This is a genomic window from Aliiruegeria haliotis, assembly GCF_003003255.1.
Classification (GTDB): domain Bacteria; phylum Pseudomonadota; class Alphaproteobacteria; order Rhodobacterales; family Rhodobacteraceae; genus Tropicimonas; species Tropicimonas haliotis.
In genome coordinates this window covers 1,111,336-1,122,871 of the sequence record NZ_PVTD01000001.1, presented here as the reverse complement: position 1 = coordinate 1,122,871, position 11,536 = coordinate 1,111,336, and the positions used below count along the sequence as shown (strand labels likewise).

The window sequence follows — 11,536 nt, the reverse complement described above, 5'->3', positions numbered from 1 at the left end:
CAAGGGAATACGTGCCTGCATCTCTGCTAGAAAGTGCGTAAGAAACCCGCCAAGTACGACAAGCGGCGGTGCCGCCGTCGAAACCGTATTGAAACCTAGTCCAGCGGGCTCGAAAATTGGCACTGCCACCCGCAACGACCGGCGCCCGAAGGACTGCCGGTCAGCCATCGCCCTCGCCGCCAATGTCATTTTCTGGCTATGAGATGCCGCAACGGGGCCTGCGCATGATGTCGCCGTTGCACTTGATCAGCTCGACGTGGGATGGCGCCATTCCCTGCACCTGCACCTGCACCTGCACCTGCACCTGCACCTGCACCTGCACCTGCACCTGCACCTGCACCTGCACCTGCACCTGCACCTGCACCTGCACCTGCACCTGCACCTGCACCTGCACCTGACGGAGGCGTTGCAAAGGAACTGGTTGTCGGAATGGACGTTGCGCCAGAAAAAACCGGTGCTCTGCGTTCTGAACGAGCACCGAGAGGTCGTAGAGGAGGCGAAAGCCGCTTGTGAGCCCGAGGCGATTGGCGATTTCTCTTGTGGCCCTGTCAGGAGAGGCGGCTTTGGTCGGTCTGGAATCTTGGCCGCGTCCCAATGGCTAGATCGCGGTCTGCCGCCTTCTTGTGACTTTCCCGGGATCGGAGCGGCGGTGGGGCTGACCTTCAAGCCGGCGGTCGATGATTCCTGCCGGTTCCGGTCACCCAAACGCGTCGGCCCTTGGGTTGGCCTGGCACCATCCCGCAACCAATCCGGCGCGCGAGATGTGATGTGAAGCATCGCGACGGCAAGGGGATTCCAACTTGCGCCGCGTATTGTGTCAGGCGGCCACGGTCGCCAAGCATCGAAGGTGCCTATCTCGGCTTCAAACCTGGACATCGCTTGTCGCAAAACGTCGGGGGCGTACGGTAGCGATGGTCGCCGTCGCTCGGCGCATGGCTCTTGTCTTACATTGTATGTGGCGAGACAGAGCGTCATTCGATCATGTTTGCCCGCCAATGGCCGCGAGACCACATGCAAGTCCAAAAAACCGTTGATGGCTGGGTGACGCCAGCCTTTCGATGTACCTACCGGGACGCGGTTCTGAAGATGTCGAGATCAGGCCCTTTGCCGATCGTCAATTCGAGCTCGCCAACGGGATGCAAGTCGGACGTCGCACTCAACCTGCGCCATGTTGATGGCTATCGCGCTGACCACGACCCGAAGCATGAGCTTGATGGCGATATTTGGAAGAGGGGGTGGTGATGGTCTCCACGCAAGAAACGCTGAGTTCGAAGATCGGCGATCAATCGTGACCGGCGAACGAGGTACATTTGCCGATCGCCGTTGGCAGGCCAGAGCCTAGGTTCAAGTCTCATTGACTCAGAGCCGGAACACTAGGGTCGCTACGAGCGCGTTTGCTGAGGGGAATAGGGTCGGGGATCTGTCGTAGCGGGTGGCAACTCGCCGACAGTCCTCCAGGCGTCCGAGCATGTTCTTGCGTCCCTTGACCCTTCGTTTGTCGTGTCTGATTTGTTTGCCGCGCGACTTGCCTCCAGGGATGCAGGGCTTAATCCGCATCCCTATCAAGGCCTCTCAGGGCCAGTCCGCATTCGCCATTGTCGCGCGGACCGATGGTGCGAAACGGCTCAGTATCCTCGATCTTTTAGTCGCCAATCAGCTGATGGCAGGTTGCCCGCCAGCGTCCTGGCGCCGATGACGTCGCGGACCCGCTGCCGGGCAGGGCATGCTCTGCATGCCCGAGAGGAGCCGCTTCCAGCGGTTGTAGAGCGTCCTGGTGGGCCATACTCCCTTGGTGGGCCGCTCAACGCAAACCATTGCGGGTGATGAAGATTGTGCCACTCGGAACATGCCCGCCATCGACACGTGGCTTGCCATGGCTCTTCGAAAGTAAGGACGGAGTCGTGCGATCTTCTCATCATTCAGTGGGGAAACGATTGCCCATTTCGCCCCCTGAAGATCGGGTGCTTCGAACAAGATCGCGCCGAAACCGCAACCAAATCGATGGATCCTGTCATCCTGGGCGTAGCAGCTATCCGATCAATGAAATCTATGTTCAGACAGAGCTACATTTCTGCATGAACTGATGCCTCGCGGGGGTTCGGGTGTTGCAAGAGCGGTACGGACGGGGAAATCCCGAACCTGTCACGTGTGTCACACGTGAAGAGCCAATCGCTCTTGATAGGCGTACCTTGGGTACGGGTTGCAATTCCATTGTCCTGCCGCCCCATATCGTGCCGCGAAGGTCGAAGCAGGCCGGTGCAACTATCAGAGCGCGATGCTTCTGGCTGGTCGCCACCGGGATGGCGGTCATAGCCTTGCTTCACAGGCGCGATCCTTAGGAACTGACACACCGTGCTGTTGCATCGTTTGCTGCCCTCGAAGGCCTTGGCAGTCGGGAACCAGCGTGGAGGCCGGGGAGGGTTCGTTCATGGCGGAGGTCTTCGTGACGTCCTCCCGCCCTTTATGTCGCCGACGGTCACTACCTTTGGTGGTTTCCTGCCCTTCCATCCTCCCAGCTGACGATTTCTGGCCCCTCTTCGCGACTGCCATCGCGGGCGGTGTGTTGCTGTCGACTGTCGTGTCTGTCTGCTTAGCACCGGCGCTCCTCGCGCTGATCGCCCGCCACAAGACGCCCGAAAACGCCGCCGGGGTACGCCCCGTTTCGGTCGCGCTCCGGGTGGCGGCGTCACCCGCCGCCGCCCCAAGGCCCGTGATGCTGGCCCTCGGCATCGATCCTTTCGAATCCATGGGCGCCGAAGAAATCCCGTTGTGCCTGGATCATGTTGGCTGTCGACCGTGCGGTGCGGATGCTGTCGAAATATCCTAGCGCGGCCGAGAGTGCGGGCACCGGCAGCCCGTGGGTTGCCGCGGTGGCTGCCACCTTCCGCAGCGCAGTGTGGTGGCGGGATACGAGATCCGCGAAATAGGGGGCGAACAGCAGGTTGCGGTCGGGATCGGTGCGCAGCGCGCCGGCCATGTCGTTGAGCATCGCGGAGCGGATGATGCAGCCCTCCCGCCAGACCTCGGCGATCTCCGGCATCGGCAGCGTCCAGCCGTATTGCGTGCCTGTCCGGGCGAGCAGGTCGAAACCCTGCGCATAGCACATGACCTTTCCGGCGATCATCGCCGCCTCGAGGTCGTCGAGGCTCAACGCCGCGTCCGGCAGCCGCCGTGACGCCGCACCGAAAAGCGCTTCACCGGCCCGACGTGTCTCAAGCGCCGCCGAGAGATTGCGCGCTGCGACGGCGGCTTCGATCACGGGCACGGGGGCGCCGACCTGTTGACTTTCGATGACTGTCCAGCGCCCGGTGCCCTTCTGGCCGGCGCGGTCGAGTATGACGTCCAGCATTGGCGCGCCCGTAGCCGGGTCCGTGGCGGCGGAAACCTCGGCCGCGATCTCCACAAGGTAGGATTGCAGCGGGCCCTGGTTCCAGCTGGCGAATACGTCCGCGCAGGCCGCAGCCGGCATCCCCATGCCGTCGCGCATCACGCCATAGGTCTCGGCGATGAGCTGCATGTCGGCATATTCGATGCCGTTGTGCACCGTTTTCACGAAATGCCCGGCGCCGCCTTCGCCCATCCACGTGGCGCAGGGCTGGCCCTCGTACCGGGCGCTGATCGCCTCCAGAATATGCGCCACCCTATCCCAGTGGGCCCGGTCGCCGCCGCCCATGATGGAGGGACCATGCCGCGCGCCGTCCTCGCCGCCGGAGACGCCGATACCGAGATAGGGCACCCCGTCGTCGACCGCCTGCGCGGCCCGCCGATTGGTGTCGTGGAAATTGGCATTGCCGGCATCGATGATGAGGTCGTCGGGGTCGAGCAGGGGGCGCAGGGCCGCGATCTGCGCGTCGACGGGGTCCCCGGCCGGGACCATGAGGACGATTGCGCGAGGCACCTTCAGCGAGGTGACGAACTCCTCGAGGGAGCGGGTCGGCGAAATCCGTTTTGCCAGGGGGCCGGAGTCGGACAGGAACGTATCGACCTTGGACACCGTGCGATTGAACACTGAGATGCGGAAACCCTTTTCCGCGATATTGAGTGACAGGGCCGCCCCCATCGTGCCAAGGCCGATCAATCCGATCTCAGAACGTTCCATTTTGCGTCCTCACATGTGCTTACGGTCTGGCACACCATAGCCCGGTGAAGCAGTTTGAGTACCCTTCGGCTGATGCTGCGTGCTCCAACTGATCCCCACGCGCTTGAAACAGACCTCCGCTGTTCGAAATTTGCGGCCGTATGGCGGCTGGAAATGGGGAGGGTGTCGGCCCGCCGTCGGGACCGGGTGGCATTGCCTCGGCGCAGGTCGCGGCCCTCCCGGTGCACAGGATGGCCCGGACATTTCGGTGTCGCTCGACGGGATCCAGTCGGATCTATATGCCGGCGATGGGACACGGCGATCGCGCGCCGGGGCACGTCTATGCCGGGCAGCAGCCGGTACTGGCTCTGGTGTCAGGCTCCCGGCGCCCGGACGTCGCGAAGGTGGCCCGCCTTGATCCAGAGCCGCGCGCCATCGGGCCCGGCCGTCAGCGTCACGCCATTGCCATCGGCACGGCGTATCCAGGTCCAGGGCGACAGCGTTTCGCCGTCGAGTTGCAGGCTTCCGGAGAGCAGCAGGATCTCTGCGCCGCCGTCCGCCGTGACCGGTGCGGTGGTGTTGGCCGACCATCGCTCGATCCGAACATCTTCCTGCGCGTCTCGGAAGAGGGGCGAAATGTCGACGCCCGGACGCTCCCCGTCCGCGACGCCTCCAAGCTTGTCGGTTGCGATGCGAACATGGGTGCGATCCTCCGGTTGGAACTGCCAGAGCTTGACGAAGATCACGCAGCCCGGTGGCGATCCCGGTGTGTGTCGCGACGTTGGCGGGTTGCGGATATAGGCGCCTTCCGGGAATGCCCCGTGCTCGTCTTCGAAAACGCCGTCCAGGACGATGAACTCCTCGCCGCCGTCGTGGGTATGGGCGGAGAAGCGGCTCTCCGGTGCGAAACGAACGATGGTCGTGGCCCTTGCGACCTCGTCCCCGATCCGGTCGAGCATCATGCGGTCGACACCCGGCACCGGCGAGGCTACCCAGTCATTGTCCTCCGGGCGGACGATGACATTCCGGGTGAAGTCAGAGTTCAGGGTCATCTGCGGGAGCTCCTCTTGTCCGGCACTTTCAGCACCGCTGATTGCACCCGGGGGGCCGCATGGGCAAGTGCCTTGCAATGCGCCCCGGACTTGTTGTCAACCGGAGCCACAATCGGACATAGCGCTTTTTGCGCCTCATGCACCTGCGGCGCCTGAGTCTTGGCAATGCGCCTGCATTTCCGACTGCCCTGTGTGCGTAGGGGCGCGTGGTATCGGAGTGTTTTCGACGGTTCACCATCACATTGGCGAGGAGTATCGGCGCCATTGGTGAGAAATCCCGAACGCCTGACGCAATCGTTGCGACCGGGATGATCGCCGCCCGATCCGCGGTGCCATGACGGTGCGTCCAAAAGGGGGCGGCACAATCGCAAATGTCTCGGCCTGCTGGGGCGCCCGGAGCGCATCGGCAAGCGATGGGCCTATGCCCGGGGCCGATTCCCCAACCTGTTGAAATGCGTATCCCGCGCAAAGAGAGCAAGGCCGGTGTCAGACCTGCCGTTGGACCGGTCGGGCAGGGGGCGGGGCAGGGCGCCGGCAATTGCCAATGCAGGCGCCTGCGGAACTTCGCCCCTTTGCGACGGCGTCGGTGCTTGGGGCTTGCATGACGGTCGCGCCCCAGCGCGCATCCCAGGCCATGGCGCTCTGCGGCATGGCGAGCAGACGTCGTGGGCGCGCCGCTGGCTGCTGCGATGCCGCCGGAAGTGGCGGCCTGTCGCCACCGCCTCGCCAGCAGGGGAAAGCCCAGACGCTCAGGATCCGGTCGCGAATCCACCCTGATGGCTGATCTTTCTTTTGCGCGAAGTGCAGTTAAGGTGACGAGGCACTTGACATCGGGCGCCGCGATTTCGACCATCTGGTCGAAAGTTCGGAGCAGGTCCGCGCGGGGTCTGATCTGGGCTTTCACAGGAGCACATGTTCCCAAACCGATACATGTTTGTACCGGAGCGCCTAATCTTCTGGCGGGTTTGGGTCCGCAGGAAGGCGGCTCGGTCGATATGATCTGGCTAACGCAGGGAAACCGGTTGCGTGTGCTGCGCAGGACGTGGGGAAAGTAGCGCGGTCCCAAAGAGAATAACCGAACAGGGAGTTATCAACATGAAACTGAGATATGCACTTGCAAGCGCGGCCGTGGCCGCCTTGTTGGCCGGCCCGGGGTTGGTTCCGGTGTCCGCGGAAACCCCGCCCAACATGCTGGTCATCGCCAACCGGATCGATGACATCAAGACTTTTGACCCGGCCGAGAGCTTCGAGTTCGCCGGCGCCGACGTCAGCCGGAATGTCTATGAAAAGCTTGTCAATTTCGACCCGCTCGACCTCGACGCTGGCTACCAGCCGCAGCTTGCTGCCAGCTGGGAGATTTCCGATGACGGCAAGACCATCACCTTCACCATGGCCGAGGGACATGTCTTCTCCACCGGCAACCCGGTGACGGCAAAGGACGCCGAGTTCTCGCTCCGCCGTGCCGTTCTTCTCAACAAGACGCCGTCGTTCATCCTGACCCAGTTCGGCTTCACCCCCGAGAACGTCGAGCAGACCATCGTCGCGCCCGACGAGTCGACGCTGGTGCTGACGCTGGACAAGCCCTACGCGATTTCCTTCGTGTTGAACTGCCTCACCGCCACCATCGGCGGGATCGTCGACATGCAGGCGGCGATGGAGAACGAGGTCGATGGCGACATGGGCAACGCCTGGCTGCGCACCAACACGGTCGGTTCGGGCCCCTACAAGGTCGTCGACTGGAAGCCGAGCGAAAGCGTCCTGATGGATCTCAACCCGAACTACGGTGGCGAAGCGCCGGCGATGGAGCGGGTCATTGTCCAGCATATCCAGGAAAGCGCGACCCAACGGCTTCAGCTTGAGCGCGGCGATATCGACGTGGCCCGCAACCTGTCGCCCGAGGACGTGGCGGGGCTTGAGGGCGTCGATGGCGTGAAGGTCGTCGACGAGCTGCGTGGCCGCCTGATGTACTGGGCTGCCAACCAGAAGAACGAGATGCTTGCCGATCCCAAGGTCGTCGAGGCGCTGAAATGGTCCACCGACTATGCCGGCATGTCGGACTCGTTCCTCAAGGGCCAGTACACGGTTCACCAGGCCTTCCTTCCGCGGACCTTCCTCGGCGCGCTGGAAGACACGCCCTTCGGCTTCGACATCGACAAGGCCAAGGCCACCCTGGCTGAATCTGGCTATCCGGAGTGCGGGCCGATCAAGATCTCGGTCCGGGACGCGCAGGAACGTCTCGATATCGGTCAGTCGCTTCAGAACACCTGGGGCCAGATCGGCTGCGAGGTCGAGCTGATCGTCGGCACCGGCGCACAGACGCTCGACCGCTACCGCGCGCGGGAGCATGACATCTACCTCGGTGCCTGGGGGCCGGACTATCCCGACCCGAACACCAATGCCGGTACCTTCGCCTTCAACCCGGACAATTCCGACGAAGCCGGCGCAACCGGTCTTCTGGCGTGGCGCAATGCTTGGGGTATCCCGGAAATGAGCGAAAAGACCCTGGCGGCCGTGGTCGAGAACGACACCGAGGCGCGCAAGGAGATGTACCTGGCGTTGCAGGCCGAGCATCAGCAGGTGAGCCCCTTCGGCGTCATGTTCCAGCAGATCGAGCAGAACGGCATGCGCTCGAATGTCGAGAACTTCGTGGCCGGCGGTGCCACCACGGCGGTCTCTTACTGGGTCATCACGAAGTAGATGGCCGACAGCTACGCAAGCGACGAGGGACGGCAATTGCCGTCCCTCCCACCCTGGTTGCGAAAGACCCTCGCCACGTTGGCAACGGTCGCAGCCACCATCCTGGGCCTTTTGTTTGTGACCTTCATGATCGGCCGCGTGATGCCGATTGATCCCGTTCTCGCGGTGATCGGAGAGCGCGCGACGCAAGCCCAGTATGACGAGACATTCCGCGAGCTGGGGCTGGACAAGCCGCTGCTCGTACAGTTCGGCATCTACGTGAACGACGTGATCCACGGCGATTTCGGCACCTCGATCCGGACTGGGCAACAGGTTTCAAGCGATATCGCCCGCGTATTCCCCGCGACACTGGAACTCGCCACGCTGGGCACGCTGATCGGTGTCATTCTGGGCGTGCCGCTGGGGGTCGTCGCGGCGGTCCGGCGCGGAAGCTGGATCGACCAGATTGCGCGGTTCGTCGGCCTGATCGGGTATTCGATGCCGATCTTCTGGCTGGGCCTTGTGGGGCTACTGGTGTTCTACGGCATGCTGGGCTGGGTCGCGGGCCCCGGACGGGTCGGTATCTTCTACCAGGGCGTGGTCGAACCCATCACCGGGATGCTCCTTGTCGACAGCGCCCTTCGCGGTGAATGGGCCGTGTTCCGGGACGCCTTCTCCCACATCATCCTGCCGGCATCGCTCCTGGGCTACTACAGCCTTGCCTATATCAGCCGGATGACCCGGTCATTCATGCTGGAGCAACTGGGGGCGGAATACGTCACCACTGCGCGGGTGAAGGGGTTGAGCGAATGGAACGTGATCTGGGGGCACGCCTTTCGGAATATCCGCATCCAGTTGATCACGGTGATCGCGCTGGCCTATGCCAACCTGCTGGAAGGATCGGTCCTGACCGAGATCATCTTCGCATGGCCCGGGATCGGGCAGTACATCACGACATCGCTTCTGGCCAATGACATGAACTCCGTTCTGGGCGGAACCATCGTGATCGGAACGATCTTCGTGGGCATCAATATCTTCTCCGACCTTCTCTACCGTTTCTTCGATCCGAGGGCCAAATGACAACGAATACCCACGGGTTGCGCGACTGGCTGCTCTCCGACGAACCGACCTCCCGCCGGCAGGCAAGCCTGTCGGCCTGGTACAAGGGCTGGCTGACGTTCCGGTCCAACACGCTTGCGATGCTCGGGCTCGGAGTGCTCGTCGTGCTGATCCTGGCGGCGATCTTCGCGCCACTTCTGGCGTCGCACGACCCATTTGCACAGGACCTGGGTGCGCGGCTGCTGGCGCCCGGCGTCGATGGTCACCTCTTCGGGACCGACAGCCTCGGCCGGGACATCTATTCCCGCATCCTCTACGGCGCGCGGATCTCGATCTATATCGTACTGCTTGTCGCCATGGTTGCGCCCCTCGTGGGGCTGATCGTCGGCACCGTCGCGGGCTATGCCGGGGGTTGGGTTGATGTGTTGCTGATGCGGATTACCGACATCTTCCTCGCCTTCCCGCGCCTGATCCTGGCGCTTGCCTTCGTCGCAGCGCTCGGGGCGGGGATCGAGAATGCGGTCCTGGCGATCTCTCTGACTGCCTGGCCGCCCTATGCGCGGATCGCCCGGGCGGAGACACTGACCATGCGCAACTCCGATTTCATTCACGCCATCCGGCTGCAGGGGGCAGGGCACACCCGGATCGTGACCCGGCATATCTGGCCGCTGTGCATCTCCTCGCTGGTGATCCGGGTCACCCTCGATATGGCCGGTATCATCCTGACCGCAGCCGGGCTCGGTTTCCTTGGCCTTGGCGCGCAACCGCCCAGCCCGGAATGGGGGGCGATGATTTCCGAGGGACGGAAGTACATCCTCGACTACTGGTGGGTGGCCACGATCCCCGGGCTTGCCATTTTCGCGATCTCGCTGGCGTTCAACCTCCTGGGTGATGGCCTGCGCGATGTGCTCGATCCAAAGGAAGGAACGTCGTGAACGACGACAAACCTCTACTCGATATCGAGAACCTCCAGGTGCGGTTCGCGACCCGGACCGGCACGTTCGAAGCCGTGCGCGGGATCTCCTTTACCCTTGGCCGTGAACGGCTCGGGATCGTGGGAGAATCCGGCTCCGGAAAGTCGATGACAGGGCGCGCGATCCTGCGTCTGATCCGGTCGCCCGGCACCATCGAGGCCGACCGCATGGCGCTCCATGGCGAGGATTTGCTTTCGGTCCCGGAGAAGCGGATGCGGCAGCTCCGGGGGGGCAAGATCTCGATGATCATGCAGGACCCGAAGTTCTCGCTGAACCCGGTGATGTCCGTCGGCCAGCAGATGGTCGAGGCCTTGCGCACCCATGAGTCCGTCTCTAAGGCGGAGGCGCGGGCACGTGCGATCGCGATGCTGGAAGAAGTCTCGATCCGCGATCCCGAGCGTGTCTACGATCTTTTCCCGCACGAAGTCTCGGGCGGCATGGGCCAGCGGATCATGATCGCCATGATGCTGTTGCCCAATCCGGAGGTTCTGATCGCGGACGAGCCGACATCCGCGCTCGATGTGTCGGTGCAGCTTCAGGTGCTCGACATCATGGACCGGCTGGTGCGGGAGCGTGGCATGGGCCTGATCTTCATCAGCCACGACCTGAACCTGGTGGCCAAATTCTGTGACCGGATCGTTATCATGTATGCAGGGCGGATCGTGGAGGTCTGCAAGGCGTCGGAGCTTCGCAACGCTTCGCATCCCTATACGCTCGGTCTGCTGAACTCGGTGCCTGATCTTGAGCATCCGCGGGAGCGGTTGGAGGTGCTGCAACGTGACCCCGCCTGGCGCGAGGCCCCATCTGTGAGTGCACGAACATGAGTGCGATTACCATTCGGAACCTGAATGTCTGGTTCGGTGCCGGCGCCGAGCGCTCCGACGCCGTGAAGGATGTCAGCTTTGACGTGGCCGAGGGCGAAAGCTTCGGCCTGGTGGGCGAAAGCGGGTCGGGAAAGTCGACGATCCTGCGCGCCATCGAGGGGATCGCGCCGAACTGGTCCGGCCATGTGTCGATTGCCGGCGAAGTGCTGGGCAAACGGCGCAGCCGTCAGTTCTACCGCAATGTCCAGATGGTGTTCCAGGATCCCTATGCCTCGCTCCACCCCCGTCAGACCGTCGACCGGGTGCTGTCGGAGGTGATGGGTCTGCACGGCTTCACCGATATCGACAGCCGTATCGGTCGGCTTCTGGACGACGTAGGGCTCGGCTCGGGGTTCCGTTTCCGCTATCCGCACCAGTTGTCCGGGGGGCAGCGCCAGCGCGTTGCCATCGCACGCGCCCTCGCGCCCGAACCCAGGATCCTGTTGCTGGACGAGCCGACATCGGCGCTTGATGTCTCGGTGCAGGCCGAGATCCTGAACCTGCTTGCCGATCTCCGGGCAGAGCACAACCTGACCTATGTCATGGTCTCTCACGACCTTGGTGTTGTCGGGCATCTCTGCGAACGGATCGCGGTCATGAAATCCGCGGAAATCGTAGAAGTGCTCGGGGTCGGGGAAATGCGGAAGCTGGAGGCAAACGATCCCTATACGCGACACCTGCTCGAAAGCTCGATCCATTCGGTCAGGTAGAGTTCCGCGCGCCGGTGCGTGGCGACCGTCATTCCGGAAATGGCCCTGCTGAACCGCCGGGGCTTCGGATCCGGAGGTATCTGACGGGCAGGTGACGCTCGGCCAGCACCCCTCGGCCAGCCAT

9 protein-coding genes and 2 pseudogenes are annotated in these 11,536 nt (G+C 63.2%); 7 read left to right on the top strand and 4 right to left on the bottom strand.

Going from position 1 to position 11,536, the window contains the following annotated elements; all coding sequences use genetic code 11:
- Window position 1: 1 nt before the first annotated feature.
- Window positions 2-202 (top strand): annotated as a pseudogene (locus tag CLV78_RS24895) (IS5/IS1182 family transposase); the annotation flags it as partial.
- Here the strand turns inward: CLV78_RS24895 and CLV78_RS23795 are convergent.
- Entirely contained in the window at window positions 197-412 is a 216-nt protein-coding gene (locus tag CLV78_RS23795; protein WP_158263430.1) for a hypothetical protein, read from the bottom strand. The pseudogene CLV78_RS24895 and the gene CLV78_RS23795 overlap by 6 nt on opposite strands.
- Window positions 413-454: 42 nt before the next feature.
- Between CLV78_RS23795 and CLV78_RS24845 the strand changes: the two genes are divergently transcribed.
- Window positions 455-772, top strand: a complete 318-nt coding sequence (locus tag CLV78_RS24845) for a transposase (RefSeq protein ID WP_342751795.1) — start codon at window positions 455-457, stop codon at window positions 770-772.
- Between the two features lie 974 nt (window positions 773-1,746).
- On the opposite strand, the pseudogene CLV78_RS24890 reads toward CLV78_RS24845, so the two are convergent.
- The 3 genes and pseudogenes from CLV78_RS24890 to CLV78_RS04985 all read right to left on the bottom strand — a co-directional run.
- A pseudogene (locus tag CLV78_RS24890) lies at window positions 1,747-1,935 on the bottom strand (transposase); the annotation flags it as partial.
- A gap of 751 nt (window positions 1,936-2,686) precedes the next feature.
- The gene (gene gndA, locus CLV78_RS04990) at window positions 2,687-4,099 is read right to left on the bottom strand and encodes an NADP-dependent phosphogluconate dehydrogenase (RefSeq protein ID WP_106203617.1); all 1,413 of its coding nucleotides are present in this window, start codon (window positions 4,097-4,099) and stop codon (window positions 2,687-2,689) included.
- A 353-nt stretch (window positions 4,100-4,452) separates the two neighbouring features.
- Window positions 4,453-5,130 carry a cupin domain-containing protein gene (locus tag CLV78_RS04985; protein ID WP_106203616.1) on the bottom strand — a complete coding sequence of 226 codons (678 nt, stop codon included), beginning with the start codon at window positions 5,128-5,130 and terminating at the stop codon, window positions 4,453-4,455.
- A gap of 1,095 nt (window positions 5,131-6,225) precedes the next feature.
- On the opposite strand from CLV78_RS04985, the gene CLV78_RS04980 reads away from it, so the two are divergent.
- From CLV78_RS04980 to CLV78_RS04960, 5 genes are read left to right on the top strand one after another with little or no spacing between them, the layout of a single operon-like run.
- Window positions 6,226-7,827, top strand: coding sequence for an ABC transporter substrate-binding protein (locus CLV78_RS04980; RefSeq protein WP_106203615.1), 1,602 nt, complete (start codon window positions 6,226-6,228; stop codon window positions 7,825-7,827).
- Window positions 7,828-8,886 carry an ABC transporter permease gene (locus CLV78_RS04975; RefSeq protein ID WP_106203614.1) on the top strand — a complete coding sequence of 353 codons (1,059 nt, stop codon included), beginning with the start codon at window positions 7,828-7,830 and terminating at the stop codon, window positions 8,884-8,886. It begins immediately after the preceding gene.
- Window positions 8,883-9,800 carry an ABC transporter permease gene (locus tag CLV78_RS04970; RefSeq protein ID WP_106203613.1) on the top strand — a complete coding sequence of 306 codons (918 nt, stop codon included), beginning with the start codon at window positions 8,883-8,885 and terminating at the stop codon, window positions 9,798-9,800. The genes CLV78_RS04975 and CLV78_RS04970 overlap by 4 nt, the downstream gene beginning before the upstream one ends.
- Complete coding sequence (locus tag CLV78_RS04965) at window positions 9,797-10,663, top strand: ABC transporter ATP-binding protein (protein ID WP_106203612.1); 867 nt, start codon at window positions 9,797-9,799, stop codon at window positions 10,661-10,663. The genes CLV78_RS04970 and CLV78_RS04965 overlap by 4 nt, the downstream gene beginning before the upstream one ends.
- Complete coding sequence (locus tag CLV78_RS04960; protein ID WP_106203611.1) at window positions 10,660-11,412, top strand: ABC transporter ATP-binding protein; 753 nt, start codon at window positions 10,660-10,662, stop codon at window positions 11,410-11,412. Before CLV78_RS04965 ends, CLV78_RS04960 begins: the two co-directional genes overlap by 4 nt.
- Window positions 11,413-11,536: the final 124 nt, after the last annotated feature.